This is a genomic window from Knoellia altitudinis, assembly GCF_042666355.1.
Taxonomy (GTDB): domain Bacteria; phylum Actinomycetota; class Actinomycetes; order Actinomycetales; family Dermatophilaceae; genus Knoellia; species Knoellia altitudinis.
In genome coordinates this window covers 1,355,232-1,370,933 of sequence record NZ_JBHTDK010000001.1, presented here as the reverse complement: position 1 = coordinate 1,370,933, position 15,702 = coordinate 1,355,232, and the positions used below count along the sequence as shown (strand labels likewise).

At 68.9% G+C, this 15,702-nt stretch carries 15 protein-coding genes and 1 tRNA gene; 9 read left to right on the top strand and 7 right to left on the bottom strand.

All coding sequences use genetic code 11. The features are described 5' to 3' along the window. Positions 1–105 precede the first annotated feature (105 nt). A complete protein-coding gene (locus tag ACFQW8_RS06460) occupies positions 106–882 on the top strand; it encodes a ZIP family metal transporter (RefSeq protein ID WP_380086153.1) in 777 nt (258 codons plus the stop codon). A 66-nt stretch (positions 883–948) separates the two neighbouring features. Here ACFQW8_RS06460 and ACFQW8_RS06455 read toward each other — a convergent pair. Continuing rightward, positions 949–1,022: transfer RNA gene (locus tag ACFQW8_RS06455), tRNA-Gly, on the bottom strand. Between the two features lie 34 nt (positions 1,023–1,056). Next, positions 1,057–2,058: a helix-turn-helix transcriptional regulator gene (locus ACFQW8_RS06450; protein ID WP_380086152.1), complete on the bottom strand. Its 1,002-nt coding sequence runs from the start codon at positions 2,056–2,058 to the stop codon at positions 1,057–1,059. A gap of 62 nt (positions 2,059–2,120) precedes the next feature. Between ACFQW8_RS06450 and ACFQW8_RS06445 the strand changes: the two genes are divergently transcribed. Genes ACFQW8_RS06445 through ACFQW8_RS06430 form a run of 4 tightly spaced genes read left to right on the top strand, consistent with a single transcriptional unit; the run spans position 2,121 to position 5,165 of the window. Next, positions 2,121–3,584, top strand: coding sequence for an MFS transporter (locus tag ACFQW8_RS06445; RefSeq protein WP_380086151.1), 1,464 nt, complete (start codon positions 2,121–2,123; stop codon positions 3,582–3,584). Positions 3,585–3,593: 9 nt separating this feature from the next. Beyond that, positions 3,594–4,169, top strand: coding sequence for a dCTP deaminase (dcd, locus tag ACFQW8_RS06440; RefSeq protein ID WP_380086150.1), 576 nt, complete (start codon positions 3,594–3,596; stop codon positions 4,167–4,169). A gap of 13 nt (positions 4,170–4,182) precedes the next feature. Then, positions 4,183–4,533: a divalent-cation tolerance protein CutA gene (gene cutA / locus ACFQW8_RS06435; RefSeq protein WP_380086149.1), complete on the top strand. Its 351-nt coding sequence runs from the start codon at positions 4,183–4,185 to the stop codon at positions 4,531–4,533. After that, entirely contained in the window at positions 4,530–5,165 is a 636-nt protein-coding gene (locus tag ACFQW8_RS06430; RefSeq protein WP_380086148.1) for an alpha/beta hydrolase, read from the top strand. Before cutA ends, ACFQW8_RS06430 begins: the two co-directional genes overlap by 4 nt. A 186-nt stretch (positions 5,166–5,351) precedes the next feature. Here ACFQW8_RS06430 and ACFQW8_RS06425 read toward each other — a convergent pair whose 3' ends face one another. The 4 genes from ACFQW8_RS06425 to ACFQW8_RS06410 form a co-directional block, all read right to left on the bottom strand. After that, positions 5,352–6,824 (bottom strand): MFS transporter, encoded by a 1,473-nt coding sequence (locus ACFQW8_RS06425; protein WP_380086147.1) that lies wholly within the window; start codon positions 6,822–6,824, stop codon positions 5,352–5,354. A gap of 101 nt (positions 6,825–6,925) precedes the next feature. Continuing rightward, positions 6,926–8,353, bottom strand: coding sequence for an ABC transporter substrate-binding protein (locus tag ACFQW8_RS06420; RefSeq protein WP_380086146.1), 1,428 nt, complete (start codon positions 8,351–8,353; stop codon positions 6,926–6,928). A gap of 20 nt (positions 8,354–8,373) precedes the next feature. Further along, positions 8,374–9,252, bottom strand: coding sequence for a carbohydrate ABC transporter permease (locus ACFQW8_RS06415; RefSeq protein WP_380086145.1), 879 nt, complete (start codon positions 9,250–9,252; stop codon positions 8,374–8,376). Further along, positions 9,249–10,160 carry a carbohydrate ABC transporter permease gene (locus ACFQW8_RS06410; RefSeq protein WP_380086143.1) on the bottom strand — a complete coding sequence of 304 codons (912 nt, stop codon included), beginning with the start codon at positions 10,158–10,160 and terminating at the stop codon, positions 9,249–9,251. The genes ACFQW8_RS06415 and ACFQW8_RS06410 overlap by 4 nt, the downstream gene beginning before the upstream one ends. A gap of 219 nt (positions 10,161–10,379) precedes the next feature. Between ACFQW8_RS06410 and ACFQW8_RS06405 the strand changes: the two genes are divergently transcribed. The 4 genes from ACFQW8_RS06405 (at position 10,380) to ACFQW8_RS06390 (ending at position 13,974) form a co-directional block, all read left to right on the top strand. Next, the gene (locus ACFQW8_RS06405) at positions 10,380–11,510 is read left to right on the top strand and encodes an ABC transporter ATP-binding protein (RefSeq protein WP_380086142.1); all 1,131 of its coding nucleotides are present in this window, start codon (positions 10,380–10,382) and stop codon (positions 11,508–11,510) included. Beyond that, positions 11,507–12,157, top strand: a complete 651-nt coding sequence (locus tag ACFQW8_RS06400; RefSeq protein ID WP_380086141.1) for an ABC transporter permease — start codon at positions 11,507–11,509, stop codon at positions 12,155–12,157. Before ACFQW8_RS06405 ends, ACFQW8_RS06400 begins: the two co-directional genes overlap by 4 nt. Next, on the top strand, positions 12,154–12,948 hold the full coding sequence (locus ACFQW8_RS06395) for an ABC transporter permease (RefSeq protein ID WP_380086140.1): 795 nt from the start codon (positions 12,154–12,156) through the stop codon (positions 12,946–12,948). Before ACFQW8_RS06400 ends, ACFQW8_RS06395 begins: the two co-directional genes overlap by 4 nt. A 120-nt stretch (positions 12,949–13,068) precedes the next feature. After that, entirely contained in the window at positions 13,069–13,974 is a 906-nt protein-coding gene (locus ACFQW8_RS06390; protein WP_380086139.1) for an ABC transporter substrate-binding protein, read from the top strand. Between the two features lie 210 nt (positions 13,975–14,184). On the opposite strand, the gene ACFQW8_RS06385 is transcribed toward ACFQW8_RS06390, so the two are convergent. Further along, positions 14,185–15,591 (bottom strand): HNH endonuclease signature motif containing protein, encoded by a 1,407-nt coding sequence (locus tag ACFQW8_RS06385; protein ID WP_380086138.1) that lies wholly within the window; start codon positions 15,589–15,591, stop codon positions 14,185–14,187. Between the last annotated feature and the right edge of the window lie 111 nt (positions 15,592–15,702).

Here is a 15,702-nt window from a genome sequence, read left to right as displayed (position 1 = left end):
TCATGCCGCGGAGAGTGTGCATCAACGTGCCGAGCGCAGACGGTCGTGGGACTTCCTGCGCTGCTTGGGGAGCGAGTCCTCGGGTAAGGGAGTTCCATGGGCGCCGTGGGTGAAGGACTGCTGTTCGGGGCGATCGGCTCGAGCGCGCTGGTCCTGGGTGCTCTCGTGGGTGGTTGGGTCCAGATTCCCAAACGAGTGTTGGCCGCGATGCTCGCCTTCGCCTCGGGAGCATTGATCACCGCGTTGGCGTTCGAGCTGTTCGAGGACTCCCACGAGCAGGGCGGCCTCTGGCGCGCGGGTGTGGGGTTGATGGCCGGTGCCCTGGTGTTCACGTTGATCAGCCAGCGGCTGGACCGGATCGCCGAGGGAGATCGCCCGGAGGAGCGTGGGAGCGAGAAGCTCGACAAGGACGCGGCGTCGCAGGAGGAGTCCCCGTCACACGCGTCGGTGACCGGGACCGCGGGACTGGCGTTGCTGGCTGCGGTCACGCTCGACGGTGTGCCGGAGAACGTCGCCCTCGGCGTCTCATTGGGTGAGGGGACGGGGGGTCTCGCGCTCCTGGCCGCCATCTTCGTCTCGAACTTTCCTGAGGCACTCGTGGGCAGCGCGTCCATGCGGGCGCAGGGCCGTTCGCAGGCCTTCATCGTCGGGGTCTGGCTGGCGTGCGCCGCCCTGCTCACGGTGGCCGTGGTCGTGGGGGCCGGACCGTTGTCGAGTGCCGGACCGGAGACGCTGTCCTGGCCTTTGGCCTTTGCCGCAGGGGCGGTGCTCGCCTCTCTCGCGGACACGCTCATGCCCGAGGCCTACGAGGATGGGGGGCCAGCCGTCGCCTTGAGCACTGCCGCCGGTTTCGTCCTGTCCTACGTCCTTGCGACGCTCTAGCAGCCTCAGCACTGACGGGTCCCGCGGCTCGCCCTCCCACCGCAGACGATGATCTTGGGGATGTGATGGAGCCGGTGACGGGAATCGAACCCGCGTGTCCAGCTTGGGAAGCTGGCGCTCTACCATTGAGCTACACCGGCGAGCGCCCCCAGCACTGAGGGCGCGGACGCGAGTTTAACCCACCGTCACAGCCGAGTTCGCGCCCCCACCCCCAGCTGCAGCGGTGAAGCGCGCCGCCCAGGACGCCATCGCCTCCCGCACCTCGGGTCCCGCCTCCTCGACCGTGAACGGCGCTCCTACGAGCCCCATCCCGAGCAGCAGGAACCCGATGTCCGGAGCCTCGCCCGTGACGCGGCACCGCCCGTCGCCGAGGTCCTCGACCCGGGTCCACCGCCCGATCCGGCTCTCGACGTCAGCAGCCGGAGCCTCGACCACGGTGACGAGCCGGTGCCCCTGTGCGCGCCCGGACAGACCGGCACGCACGTATGCCGCGGCGTCCCCTCCCGGGATCTCTCGCCTGCGGAACAGGGACTTCGTCCCCAGGGGCTCCGTGAGCCGGTCGAGCCGGAACGACCGCCAGTCCGCGCGCTCGAGGTCGAACGCCAGCAGATACCAACGGCGCCCCACGGTGACGAGCTGGTGCGGCTCGACATGGCGCCGCGCCCGCTCGCCCGCCGAGGCGCCGCCACGAGCGGTGTAGGAGAACCGGATTCGCTCGGCATCACGGATGGCCTGGGCGATGGCGCCCAGCACCGACGCCTCGACCTCAGGCGCTTCGGCGAACGGCGAGTCCACGGTCACCGCCCGCAACGCTTCCGCCCGTCGGCGCAGTCGCGCCGGTAGCACCTGGACGACCTTGGACAGGGCCGACAGTGTCGAGTCGGCCAACGCACCCGACTGGGCCGACGCCGTCTGCCCGAGGGCGACGACCATGGCGATCGCCTCGTCCTCGTCGACGACGAGCGGAGGCATCGACCCACCCGACCCCAGCTGGTAGCCGCCCTCGACACCGCGCGACGACGTCACCGGGTAGCCGAGCTCGCGCAACCGCTCGACGTCGCGACGCAGCGTGCGGTCCGAGACGTCGAGGCGCGAGGCCAGCTCGACCCCGGGCCAGAACCGGTGGGTCTGGAGCAGGGAGAGCAGCCGAAGGGTGCGAGAGCTCGTGTTGGCCATGGACCAAGACTGACATCGATAGCGGACAGAAACTGACCGGAAGCACTTCTAGCGTCGTTCTCATGACCACGACAACAGCCACGGACAGCCAGGTCCCCTTCCGCGCCCCGATCACCGGACGGGCGCGCACCCTCGCGCTCGTCAGCCTGCTCCTCGCCTCGACGATGGAGCTCATCGACGTCACCATCGTCAACGTCGCCCTCCCGACGATCGAACGCTCCCTCGGCGCCAGCGCGGCGATGCTGCAATGGGTCGTCGCGGCCTACCCGCTCGCCTTCGGCATCGCCCTCATCACGGGGGCCCGCCTAGGGGACCGGTTCGGACGCAAGCGCCTCTTCATCGCCGGACTCGTCGGCTTCACCTTCGCGTCCGCGGCCTGTGGGTTCGCCGGCAACATCGAGCTCCTCGTCGCCTTCCGGGCCATCCAGGGGATCGCCGCGGCCGCCATGGTGCCGCAGGTCCTCACGAGCATCCAGGTGATGTACGCACCCTCCGAGCGAGGCAAGGCCATGGGCATCTTCTCGGGCCTCGCCGGTCTCGCCAGCGTCGCAGGGCCCATCCTCGGCGCCGTGCTCACCGACCTCAGCGGCTGGCGCGCGGTCTTCCTCGTCAACATCCCGGTCGGCGTCGTCGCGCTCGTCGCCGCCCTGCGCTTCATCCCCGAGTCACGCTCCGAGCACCCCGTCCGCATCAACGTGCGATCCGTCATCGTGCTCGCCGTCGGACTCCTCGGCGTCCTCTACCCGCTCACCATGGGTCACGAGCTCGGCTGGCCCCTGTGGACGTATGCCGTGATGGCCGGCGGTCTCCTCGTGCTCGCCGTCTTCCTCCGCTCCCAGCGTCGCGTCGAGTCGACCGGTGGGGAACCGCTCGTCACGACCTCCCTGTATGCCGGGCGCGGCTTCCGCGGGGCCACTCTCGTCGGCTCGTTGCTCTTCGTCGTGTGCGCCGGCTACTTCCTCTCGACCACGCTCTACCTGCAGATCGGACTCGGCTGGTCGGTCCTCAAGGCGGGCCTCGTCAACATCCCGTTCGCCATCACCGCGACGATCGGTGCCGGCACCGGTGCAGCGGTCCTTCTGGCACGGATGGGCCGGCAGGTGCTTCTCATGGGCGCCGTCATCATGGCCGCCGGCCTGGGTCTGCTCGCCATCGTCGTCGCTGAGGCCACCCCCACGACCAGCTACTGGGCGTTCGTCGCAGCCTTCGCCGTCGTGGGTCTCGGCTTCGGGTTCATGGTCTCGTCCATCGCACCGCTCGCCCTCGGCAAGGTCCACGGCCGTCACGCCGGATCGGCCTCGGGGCTGTTCAACACGACCACGCAGCTGGCCAACGCCGTCGGTGCAGCCGCGATCGGCACCCTGTTCTTCCAGGTGGCCGGCGCGCAGGAGTCGCGCCCGCCCGTGGAACTGTTCCGGCCGGCATACCTCGTCGTCATCGTCGTGGCCGCAGCCCTCCTGGGCCTCGTGGCCGTGACGACCAGGCTCATCCCGGCCGACGCCCACGAGTTCGGCGATCACGGCTAGATTTGGCGGGTGCTGCTCAGCGACAGAGACATCAAGGCCGAGGTCGACTCCCAGAGGGTCGTCCTCGATCCTTGGGATCCCGACATGATCCAGCCGAGCAGCATCGACGTCCGGCTCGACCGCTACTTCCGGTTGTTCGACAACCACAAGTACCCCTACATCGACCCGCGTGAGGACCAGCCCGATCTCACCCGTCTCGTCGAGGTGGAGCCGGACGAGGCGTTCGTGCTGCACCCCGGTGAGTTCGTGCTCGGGTCGATCTACGAGACGGTGACGTTGCCGGACGACATCGCCGCACGGGTGGAGGGCAAGTCGAGCCTGGGCCGGCTCGGCCTGCTCACCCACGCGACGGCGGGCTTCGTCGACCCCGGCTTCTCCGGGCACGTGACCCTCGAGCTGAGCAACGTCGCGACCCTGCCGATCAAGCTGTGGCCGGGCATGAAGGTGGGTCAGCTGTGCTTCTTCCGACTCTCCAGCCCGGTCGAGAACCCCTATGGCTCAGCGAAGTACGGCTCGCACTACCAGGGGCAGCGCGGTCCGACGGCCAGCCGCTCGTTCGCGAACTTCCACCGCACCCAGGTCTGATGCGGGAGTCCGGATGACGGCCGACCGCGCCACGGACCACGGCATCCTCGAGGTGCGCATCACCGCCCCTCCCGAGGACGCGGCCCGCATCGCGCGGTTGCTCGTCACCGAGCGTCTTGCCGCCTGCGCCCAGGTGCTGCCCGGGATCACGTCGACGTTCCGCTGGGACGGTGAGCTCGTCACCGCTGAGGAGCACCTCGTCCTCGCCAAGTCGCACCGTGGCCGCTTCGACCGCATCTGCGAGCGCATCGGCGAGGTCCACCCCTACGAGACCCCCGAGATCATCGCAGTCCCGATCCTCGATGCCAGTGCCGCGTATGCCGCGTGGCTGCTGGCCGAGATCGCTGCCGGCGAGGTTTCGTGAAGGACCCGCTGGGTCGGTTGGTGGCGCACGACCTGCGCGGGACGATGCCGCCGGAGGCCGAGGGTGTTGCCCTCGTGCTGCACGGAGGTGGCGAGCGCGGCTACGGACCGATGCCGTGGTGGGAGGGCCCGGTCGTGCGCATGCGCCCGTTCGCGCGCGCCATCGAGCGCCGTGCTGGTGGCCAGCTCGCGGTCGTGCGGCTCAAGAACCGCTACTTCGGCTGGAACGGCATCGAGGAGACACCGCTCGCCGACGCCCGATGGGCGCTGGACCGGATCCATGATCGGTATGCCGGACTGCCCATCGCGCTCATCGGCCACTCGATGGGTGGTCGGGTCGTCACCCACCTCGCGGGTGAGCCGGGTGTCACGACGGTTGTTGCGTTGGCTCCGTGGGTCGAGGACGGGGACCCTCGGCCGGGCCGCCCCGGGCTGAAGGTGCTGCTGATGCACGGCGTGAACGACGGGACCACGGACCCGCGTCGCACCGAGGCACTCGGCGAGGTGCTGCGCGGCCAGGGAGCCGACGTCACCTGGCGACCGGTCGAGGGCGATGGCCACTCGATGCTGCGGCATCCGCTGACGTGGCACCGCGAGGTCGCCGAGTTCGTCGCCGCCTCCCTGCTGACCTGACCCGAAGCTGCGGTCGTGTGTATGAGAGCACGCCCTGGCGCGTGCTCAGGCACACAAGGCAGGGGGTCAGGCCGGCTTGGGGATGGGGGCGAAGGTCTCGCGTGTCGTCCTGTCCTTGGCCGTGTCCTCCGCGGTGGAGGTGGGTCGGGGCTTGGGCCTCGGGTTGGGCAGGGAACGCGACCGTCCCTACGCGTCCAGCTGGGTGGGTTCCGGACCTGCGGACTCGGGGGCCGGGACCGAGGCCGGGTGGCGCGTGTTGGCGAGGCCGAACCAGCTGACCACGCCGCCCGCGGTGAGGAGCACCGCACAGATGACCATGGAGGCGCGAAAGCCCGAGGTCATCGCGGTCGGGTCGAGGTAGTCATCGCCCGAGAGCCCGACCAGCGCGGGCAGGGCGGCGACCGCGATGAGGGAACCGGCGCGGGCGACGGCGTTGTTCACGCCACTGGCGACACCGGCATACCGGTCCGGTGCAGCCGCAAGCACGGTCGAGGTGAGGGGCGAGACGAGGAGCGCGAGCCCGAGGGCGAACACGACGAGCCCGGGGAGGACCGTCCACCACGTCGCGCCACGACCGGCCGGGAGCAGGAGGAGCACCCCGACGGCGCAGACGATCGGCCCGAGTGCCATGGGGATCCGGGGCCCGATGCGCTCCGAGAGCTGCGACGCCCGGGACGAGAGCAGCATCAGCGCGACCGTCGCGGGCAACCCCGTGAGACCGGCCGAGAGTGCCGACCAGCCGGCAGAGACCTGAAGCTGCAGCACGAGGATGAAGAAGACGACGCCGAGCGCGCCGTAGACGACGAAGGTCATCGCGTTGGCCGCTGAGAACACCCGGTCACCGAAGAGCGACAGGTGGACGAGCGGTGTGCGGGAGCGGGACTCGACGACGATGAACCCGGCCGCGGCCACGACGGCCAGGACGCCGACGGCCACGAGCAACCCCCGGCTCATGGTCGCCGAGGACGTGAGGGCATAGGTCAGGGCGCCGAGCGAGACGACGGTGAGTGCGCCACCCAGGACGTCGAAGCCGTGCCCGGATCCCTCGTCCGCCGTCCGAGGTGTCTCGTCACGGGACTCCGGTGTCGCCCAGAGAGTGATCGCCATGACGGCGACGCAGAGCGGCACGTTGATCCCGAAGATCCAGCGCCAACCACCGTTGTCGACGAGCCAGCCACCGACGAAGGGGCCGATGGCGGCAGCGATCCCGGACAGCCCGGCCCAGACGCCGATGGCTGCCGCCCGGTCCTCGCGGCGGAAGACCGACTGGATGATCGCCAGCCCACCCGGGGTGAGGAGGGCGGCGCCGATGCCCTGCAGCACCCGTGTCGCGATGAGCTGGCCGGGTGTCTGCGCGACGGCACACAGGGCGCTCGCGACGAGGAACCACCCCATGCCCCAGAGATAGATGCGCCGGCGCCCGAACCGGTCACCCAGGGCTCCGCCGACGAGGACGAGCGAGGCGAGCGCCAGCATGTAGCCGTTGATGACCCACTGCAGCTGCTCCAGCGAGGCGTCGAGCTCGGTGCCGATGGTGCGCAGCGCGACGTTGACCACCGAGCCGTCGAGGATCGCGATCCCCGAACCGAGGGTCACAGCCGTGAGGGTGAGGCGGCCGCGGGTCGAGTCCCGGGCGAGGAGTTCGGTCACAGGGCCCATTGTCACCCTCGGCGTCAGACTCGGCGAACCCATGCAGGACGCCTCCTCGAGATCGCCTTCGATCTCGAGGAGGCGTCACTGTTCGCCTCGCTCTGCGCGGCCTACTCGACCGAGCTGTTGTACTGGCTGATCTGGGCGGTGAGGGACTCTGCCGCCTTGGTCATGGCCTCCTGCGGGTCGGTGCCGTTGAGGGCAGCCTCGAGGCCGTCCTCCGAGGCCTTGCGGGCCTGCGGCATGACGCCGAGGAGGCAGCCCTGGGTGGCCTTGCTCAGCTTCGTGCTGTCGAGCTGCTTGACGGCGACGTCGAAGAGCGGGTTGGCCTTGCGGTAGGCGACGTCGGCCGGCTCGTCGAGCGCGCCCTTGCTGATCGGGAAGTAGCCCGTGCCGATGTGCCACTGGGCCTGGCTCTTGGGGTCGGCGAGGAACTTCACGAAGCGCCAGGCAGCCTCCTTGTTGACGTCCTCGTGTGCCTCTCCGTTGATCCACAGCGAGGCGCCGCCGATGATCGGACCACCCTCGGTGCCCGCCTTGATGTGCGGGTAGTTGGCGGCGCCGAGCTCCCAGCCGCCCTCCTTGGCGGCCTTGCTGTAGCCGCCGAGCTGCCCGGTGGACTCCAGCGTGATCGCGAGCTGTCCTGACTTGAAGGCCGCCTGCGCAGCCTTGGTGTCACGCCCGGTGTTGGCGGCCAGACCGTCCTTGACCATGCTCTGCCACCACTTGACGACCTCGACGGCCTCCGGCTGGTCGAACAGCACCTTGGTGGCCTTGCCGTCGCGGCCGTTGCCCTGGTCGCAGTACTCCTTGCCGTCGGTGGCGATGAACTGCTCGAGGAGCCAGCCGTAGATCGCGGCGCCGAAGCCGTAGTCGGCCGGACCGCCAGCCTTCTTGGACAGCTTCTCGGCGGCGGTCCGGATCGCGGCGAGGTCCTGCGGCGGGTTCTCGGGGTCGAGGCCGGCCTTCTTGAAGAGCGACTTGTTGTAGTAGAGGACCGGCATCGAGGTGTTGAACGGCATCGAGTTCAGCTTGTCGTCGATGCTGTAGTAGCCGGTGATGTTGGGCTGGAGGTCCGAGACGTCGAGCTTGTCGCGGTCGATGAACGCCTGCATCGGGATCGTCTGCTTCGCGTCGATCATGAAGCGGCTGCCGATGTCGTAGATCTGGATGACGTCCGGCGTCGACTTGCTCTGGATGGCCGCCTTGTACTTCGTGATCGCGTCGTCGTACTTGCCGGCGTAGGTCGACTTGACCTCGATCTTGCCCTTGTTGGCCGTGTTGAAGTCGGCCACGAGCTTGTCGAGCGCCTCGGCGTTGGTGCCGTCCATGGCGTGCCAGAACGCGACCGTGGTCACGCCGCTGGCCTTGTCGAGGACGTCGGCCGCCGGGGCTCCTCCGCTGCCCCCGTCACCTCCGTTGCCGCCGTCATTGCCCGAACCGCCGCCGCAGGCGGCGAGGAACAGGGACGCGGACACCAGAGCCGCGGGGACGGCATACCGGATCCTGTGGCGCGAGCCACCTGGGGTTGTTCTCATTTCGTGCACTCCTTTGCGCATCACTTGACGGCACCCGTGGTGAGACCGCGGACGATGAAGCGCTGCCCGAAGATGACGAGCAGCAGGGTCGGGAAGAGGGCGAGCATGACGCCGGCGAGCACCATGCCGGGGGAGTCGGAGTCAGAGCTCTGGAGCTGGCTGATCCCGATCTGGATCGTCTGGTGCCTGGGGTCCTCGGTGGCCAGCAGCGGCCAGAAGTACATGTTCCAGGCGGACAGCGCCGACCAGATGCCCAGCGCCGCGAGGCTGGGGCGGCTGAGCGGCAACAGGATCGAGAAGAGGAACCGGAAGTGCCCGGCGCCGTCGACCCGGGCCGCGTCCCGCAGCTCCATGGGGAACGACAAGAAGGACTGGCGCAGCAGGAACGTCCCGAAGCCGGTCGCGAGGAACGGCAGGGTCAGGCCGGCGATGGTGTCCTTGAGCCCCCACTGCGAGATGAGCAGGTAGTTCGGGATGATGATCGACTCGAACGGGATCATCATCGTCGACAGGAAGACCGCGAACCAGAACCCACGCCAGCGCAGGTTGAGGAAGACGAACGCGTATGCCGCCAGCGCGCTCGTGACCATCTGGCCGAGCGTGATGCCCAGGGTCTGGAGAAGGCTCGTGAGGTACTGGTTGCCGAGCGGGATGATGTCGAGCGCGTTGGAGTAGTTCTCCGGGTGGACGCCGTTCCTGGGCCACAGCGCGGGCGGGAAGCTGTTGGTGTCGCGTTCGCCCATGAACGAGCCCACGAGCCCGTAGTAGACCGGGAAGAGCACGACGAGGAACATCAGGCCAAGGATGAGGTAGGTGCCGATGTTGCTCGGCTTGCGGGAGCTGCGCGTGGGCTTGGACGGTGTGGTCCTTCGTGTCTTCACCGGGGTCTCGATGCTCATCGGTAGAACACCCGCCTCTCGAGCACGCCGAACTGCAGGGCCGTGATGATGAGGACGATGACGAGCAGCACCATGGCCTGGGCGGAGGCGTAGCCGTAGTTGCTGTTGTTGTTGGCGAACGCCTGCTCGTAGATCGAGTAGACGAGCGTCGTGGTCCGGTTCTCCGGGCCACCGACGGTGAGGATCTTGATCTGTCCGAAGCTCTGCAGCGAGTGGATCGTGCCCACGACGACGAGGAAGAACAGCTGCGGGGTGAGCAGCGGCATGACGATGCTGCGCTGCAGCCGGAGCCCTGAAGCACCGTCGAGGCGGGCGGCCTCCATGACGTCCTCGGGCAGGGCCCCCAGCCCCGCCGACAGGACGAGCAGGTTGTAGCCGATCTGCATCCACACGGTCGCACCCGACACCGACCACAGGGCGAGGTCGGGGTTGGTCAGCCACTGCACCTTGTCGATTCCGAACGTGCTGAGGATGCCGTTGAGGACACCCGAGGCCGGGTTGAAGAGCACCCCGAAGATCACCGAGGCCGTCGCCACGGAGAACGCGAAGGGCAGCGCGAAGGCGGTGCGGAAGAACTTCACGCCGCGGATCCGCGACTGCAGCAGCAGGGCGATGAGCAGGGCGATGGCGATGCTCGGGACGACCGTGAGGATGGTGAACGCGAACGTCACCCACAGCACCTGGAGGAAGTCCGGGTCGCTGAAGAGACGGGTGTAGTTGACGAAGCCGACGAAGCCGCTGGGGTTGCCGAGGATGTCGGTGCCCTGCACCGACAGCACGATCGACTTGACCAGCGGCCAGAAGATGAAGACCCCGAAGACGACGAGCGCGGGCAGGAGATAGCCCACCGCGATCCATCGCTCACGGCGCCCCTGCGCACCGACGGTGCTGGTGACGGGTGTGGTCATCGATCGCCACCTGGTGGGCAGTGGGCAGTGGGCGTCACGTCGTGTCCTCGTCGTTGTGGGCAGTCGGCGTCATGCTAGGCCGGTTTGTTCACTTTCTGTCCACCTGGGGTACATCGGCGTCGGATTTCTCCATCGGCAATCGTCAGAAGCCTGATCAGCACGTATGCCGTCCGCGCCGGTTACGTTTGACCCTGACATCCGCTTGGCGAGGGGCTCAGCATGATCCGGTTCGACGGTGTGACCAAGCAGTACCCCGACGGCACCGTGGCGGTGGACGACCTCAGCCTCACCGCGCCGACGGGCAAGATCACGGTCCTCGTGGGGCCGTCGGGGTGTGGCAAGACGACGTCCCTGCGCATGATCAACCGGATGATCGAACCCACTCGCGGGACGATCAGCCTCGACGGCCAGGACACCTCGCGGATGAACGAGGCGCAGATGCGCCGCGGCATCGGCTACGTCATCCAGCACGCCGGACTCTTCCCCCATCGGACCGTCCTCGACAACGTCGGCACCGTCCCGCGCCTGCTCGGCTGGGACAAGAAGGAGACGCTGGAGCGATCGCGCGACCTGCTGTCGCGCGTCGGGTTGGCGCCAGAGCTGGCGGACCGCTACCCGTCACAGCTCTCCGGTGGGCAGCAACAACGCGTCGGCGTCGCCCGGGCGCTCGCGGCCGATCCGCCCGTCATGCTCATGGACGAGCCGTTCAGCGCCGTCGACCCCGTCGTGCGCGACCAGCTGCAGGACGTCTTCCTCGACCTGCAGTCCGAGCTCGGCAAGACCATCGTCTTCGTCACCCACGACATCGACGAGGCCATCAAGCTCGGCGACCAGGTGGCGGTGTTGCGCGTCGGCGGCAAGCTGGCCCAGGTCTCGGACCCGGCGTTCCTGCTGGCGCACCCGGTCGACGACTTCGTCGCGGACTTCGTCGGGCGCGACCGTGGCTACCGGTCGCTGCAGTTCCAGCCCGCGCCGAAGCTGCCGCTGGCTGCCGAGCGCACGTTGCTCGTCGGGGAGTCCACGGCCGGCGTGACCGGCGACTGGGTGCTCGTCGTCGACGAAGAGCGTCGACCACTGGGCTGGGTCGAGCCGCAGCGGGTCTCGGGTGAGGTGACCTCCGAGGCGCTGCACCGCGGCGGGACCGTGGCTCGTGCGTCGGGCTCGCTGCGTGGCGCGCTCGATGCGGCCCTCTCGTCGCCGTCACGCCGCGGTGTGATCGTCGACGACGCCGGCTCCCTCGTGGGCACGGTGCGCGCCCACGAGGTGCTTTCGCTCATCGAGTCGGCCGACCGGCCGGACGTCGACCTGGCGGACCAGTTCGTCGCGCCGGGCCGGGAGACCTCTCCATGACCTGGGTCAACGACCACTGGAGCGAGATCTTCACGCTGGCACGCAGCCACGTGTGGCTCGCCGGAGTGCCGCTGGTCCTCGGGCTGCTCATCGCCCTGCCCCTGGGCTGGGCGGCGCGGCGCTGGTCTCGGCTGTATCCGGTGCTCATCTCGGCGTCGGGGCTGCTCTACACGATCCCCAGCCTGGCGCTGTTCGTCCTCATGCCGATCATCATTCCCGGCACCAAGATCCTTGATCCGATCAACATCGTCATCGCCATGACGGTCTACACCGTCGCCCTGCTCGTGCGCACGGTCGCCGACGGCCTCGGGTCGGTGCCGGACCCGGTGCTCCAGGCGGCCCGGGCCATGGGCTATCGCGGCTTCCGGCGGTTCTTCGGTGTCGAGCTCCCACTCGCCGTGCCGGTCATCGCGGCCGGGTTGCGGGTCGCAGCGGTGAGCAACGTCAGCATCGTCTCGGTCGCCTCCCTCATCGGCGTCCCCCAGCTCGGCAACCTGCTCACCGACGGCTACGACCGCTTCATCACCGCCGAGATTGCTGCGGGCATCGTCGCTTGCGTCGTGCTCGCCCTCCTCTTCGACGGCCTGATCCTCATGGGTCAGCGGCTGCTCACGCCATGGGTGCGTGCCCAAGGAGGTCGGGCATGATCGCGAGCATCTTCGAATGGCTCACCTCGTCGGCGACGTGGTCGGGCGACACGGGGCTGGGAGCCCGAATCATCGAGCACCTCTGGTACAGCCTGCTCGCAGTCGTCATCGCCGCCGTCATCGCGGTCCCGTTGGGGTTGTGGGTCGGTCACACCGGCCGGGCCAAGTGGCTCGTGACGTTGGCCAACTCGCTGCGCGCCGTCCCGACGCTCGGGCTGCTCTTCGCGGTGGCCCTGTGGCTGAGCCCGAAGTTCCAGTCCGACCTCGCCTTCCTCATCCCGAGCGTGGTCGTCCTCGTCGTCCTGGTCATCCCGCCGATCCTGTCCGGCGTGTATGCCGGTGTCGAGGCTGTCGATCCCGCGACCCGTGACGCTGCCCGCGGGATGGGGATGCGGGGCATGGAAGTGGTGCGGCAGGTCGAGATCCCCAACGCCATGCCGTTGATCCTCTCGGGCCTGCGTTCAGCGTTCCTCCAGGTCATCGCCACGGCGACCGTGGCGGCATACGTGGGCTTGGGCGGGCTGGGCCGCTATCTCATCGATGGGCTCAAGACGGGCGACTACGTCTCCACCGCGGGTGGCGCTCTCGTCGTGTCGGTGCTCGCGCTGATCGTCGACGGGATCCTTGCGCTCGTGCAGCGTCGGGTCGTCTCGCCCGGGCTCACGGGTGGGGCCAAGGGTCGGGCGCTGCGTGGTCGCACCAGCCCCGCCGTCGCTGTTGCTGATGGCAAGTCGTCGGCCCAGCCCGGAATGTCGGCGGCCCGTGGTGGAGTTGATCCTGATGCGGCCTGACCTCCGGCGATGCCGCCTGTTCGAGCAGCCACGCGTTTTCTCCAGTCCCACCGCTCCGTTCGTCACTGCTCAGCCCGAACGCACGACCGATCGCTATCGAAGGACTTCATCATGAAGCGCATGACCTCCGTACTCGCTCTCACCACTGCTGCGATCCTCGGCCTGTCTGCCTGTGGCGGCGGCGGCGACCCGCTCGCCTCCGACACCCCGGCGCCCAGTGGCTCGGCCGGGGGCGGGGCAGTCGTCATCGGTTCCGCCGACTTCCCCGAGTCCGAGCTCCTCGCCGAGATCTACGCCGGCGCGCTCAAGGCCAAGGGTGTCGACGCCTCGACCAAGCCGCGGATCGGCTCACGCGAGATCTACCTGAAGGCACTGGAGGACGGCTCGATCCAGGCGATCCCCGAGTACACCGGCGCCCTCGGCTTCTTCTACGACAAGAACTTCAAGGAGACCGACCCCGACAAGGTCTACGCGGCGGTTGAAGGACTGCTCCCGGCGGGCTTCGCGATGCTCGAGAAGTCGGCTGCCGAGGACAACGACTCGATCGTCGTCACCAAGGAGACCGCGGACTCGAAGTCGCTCAAGACCCTGGACGACCTCAAGGCGGCTGCAGGAGACATGTCGCTCGGCGCCCCGCCCGAGTTCCAGAAGCGGCCGCAGGGAATCCCGGGCCTCAAGAGCACCTACGGCGTGACCTTCGCGTCGTTCCGGCCGCTCACCGGTCAGGGCCTCGTCCAGGCGCTCAAGAACGGCCAGGTCGACGCTGCCAACATCTTCACGACCGACCCGTCGATCGCCGAGAACGGCTTCGTGTCGCTCGAGGACACCAAGAAGCTCTTCGGTTCGCAGAACATCGTTCCCCTCGTGTCGAAGGACAAGTCCGAGCAGCTCGCTCCGGCCCTCAACGCCGTCTCGAAGGCCCTCACGACCGAGGTCATCTCGGGGCTGCTCAAGCAGACCGTCACCGACAAGAAGGACGCCAAGGACGTGGCAGCTGAGTTCCTGAAGTCCAACAACCTCGGCTGACCAGCACGTCGCCGGATCACCAGATGGTGCGGTGCACGCTCAGTTGCTCCTTCGTCGCAAACGCGTGCACCGCACCCTGTCGCAGTACGTCTGAGGTTCAGCGCTGGGCCAGGCGGACCGGGTGGCCCAAGGCCTTGCCGATGTGAGGTCGTCGCGTGACAGCCCACTGGCCCCGTCGCCGGGTGGGCGTCGGGGTGTGGGGCGGGGTCATCATGGGTGCCTGAGGTGGGGGTCGCCGGAGGCTCGGCGGTGCGCACGGGGACGTTCGTGCGGTGGCTGGTCGGTGAGGCGTGACGGGCTGCCTCGTCCGTGGCCGGAGTGGAGTCGTTCGAGGGCGTGGTCGTAGGCGCTGCGGGTGCGGTCCCACACGACGTGTCTGGCCCCGTTCGTGCCGGGTTGGATCCAGCCGTGGTAGCGCTGGGTGTGGACGGTGGTGTGGTGGCGCCCGCAGAGGAGGGCGGCGTTGTCGAGGTCGGTGGGGCCGCCGTCGGCCCAGTGGATGAAGTGGTGGGCGTCGGTCCACGCTGCGGGGGCGTCGCAGCCGGGGTAGGTGCAGTGCCGGTCGCGTAGCCAGAGCTGTTTGATCTGGGCGGGGGTGAACAGCCGTGCGGCGCGGCCGTGGTCGACGACCTCGCCGGAAGCGTTGAGGACGGTGGGGATGATCGTGGCGTCGCAGGCCCACCGGCGGACGGTGTCGGGGGTGACGAGCTCGCCGGTGGTCAGCCCACCGAGCAGGGACCCGGCTCCGGCGCGTCGTTGGAGGTCGTCGAGGGTGATCTGCACGAAAACCTGCACCTTGGTGGAGGACCAGGTGTTGTTCCCGGCTTTCTGGGCATGGCCGATGACGGCCAGGAGGGCGTGGGCGCGGCGCAGGTCGTGGGGGCGCAGGTCGGGTTCGGGCGGTCCGTGCTCGTCGGCAGGAGTGGGGGTGGGTGCGGTCAGCGGCCCGATCGCGGCTTCGAGGGCGGCACGTCCTTCGCGGGTGATCCGCAGGACGTACTCGAACAGTCCCGGGGCGATCTCCTTGCCCAAGGTCAGCGACTCGCCCTTCTTCGCCCGGGTTTCGGAGTCGTCGAACTCGCCATCGAGGCCGTGGCGGGCCAGGAGCTCGTCGCGCAGCCGGCGGACGGTGCGGGCGTCGTGGCGCTCCCCGAGGGTGACGTAGGCGTGCCAGACGGTGTCGACGGCGTCGGGGTGCAGGTGGGGTCTCAGGAGCCGCATCTCGGTGAGGATCACTGCTGCGGTCGCGATGCTCACCCGACCAGCGGTGACGGCTTGGCGCAGGATGCTGTGGCGGGGGTCGCGGCACGCCTGCGCAACAGTGGCGACGTGGCCGGCGCCGGTCACGGCATACCTGCGGTGGTGCTGGGCCACCCATTCGCGGGCGTTGACGGGTGGGTTGGTGGCTGCGGGCTCACCCCGCTCCACCGCGTCGATGGTGATCGCGGCCTCGGCACCCTCGGCCACCGCGGAGAGCTCACCCAGGACCTCCAAACCCTGACCGAGCTCGGCCCCGGTGGCCTCCCACAGCACGGCCGGCAACGCGGCCGCGGCTTCCTGGGCGGCACGCAGACGGTCCACGCAGTCCGCGTAGGTCAGCTCCGGTGCCGTGCTCATGCCAAGGAACGCTACGGACCACCACCGACAGTCAGCCCTGCGCCAATCGGCCTGCACTGCAACGGTATTCGCCTGACTGCATACGCGCCGTCTCGTCAGTCACAACAGTCC

Coding starts and splice junctions, on each gene's coding strand:
- ACFQW8_RS06450 (WP_380086152.1), bottom strand. CDS start 2,058: ATGGCCAACACGAGCTCTCGCACCCTTCGGCTGCTCTCCCTGCTCCAG.
- ACFQW8_RS06445 (WP_380086151.1), top strand. CDS start 2,121: ATGACCACGACAACAGCCACGGACAGCCAGGTCCCCTTCCGCGCCCCG.
- cutA (WP_380086149.1), top strand. CDS start 4,183: ATGACGGCCGACCGCGCCACGGACCACGGCATCCTCGAGGTGCGCATC.
- ACFQW8_RS06425 (WP_380086147.1), bottom strand. CDS start 6,824: ATGGGCCCTGTGACCGAACTCCTCGCCCGGGACTCGACCCGCGGCCGC.
- ACFQW8_RS06420 (WP_380086146.1), bottom strand. CDS start 8,353: ATGAGAACAACCCCAGGTGGCTCGCGCCACAGGATCCGGTATGCCGTC.
- ACFQW8_RS06415 (WP_380086145.1), bottom strand. CDS start 9,252: ATGAGCATCGAGACCCCGGTGAAGACACGAAGGACCACACCGTCCAAG.
- ACFQW8_RS06410 (WP_380086143.1), bottom strand. CDS start 10,160: ATGACCACACCCGTCACCAGCACCGTCGGTGCGCAGGGGCGCCGTGAG.
- ACFQW8_RS06405 (WP_380086142.1), top strand. CDS start 10,380: ATGATCCGGTTCGACGGTGTGACCAAGCAGTACCCCGACGGCACCGTG.
- ACFQW8_RS06400 (WP_380086141.1), top strand. CDS start 11,507: ATGACCTGGGTCAACGACCACTGGAGCGAGATCTTCACGCTGGCACGC.
- ACFQW8_RS06395 (WP_380086140.1), top strand. CDS start 12,154: ATGATCGCGAGCATCTTCGAATGGCTCACCTCGTCGGCGACGTGGTCG.
- ACFQW8_RS06390 (WP_380086139.1), top strand. CDS start 13,069: ATGACCTCCGTACTCGCTCTCACCACTGCTGCGATCCTCGGCCTGTCT.
- ACFQW8_RS06385 (WP_380086138.1), bottom strand. CDS start 15,591: ATGAGCACGGCACCGGAGCTGACCTACGCGGACTGCGTGGACCGTCTG.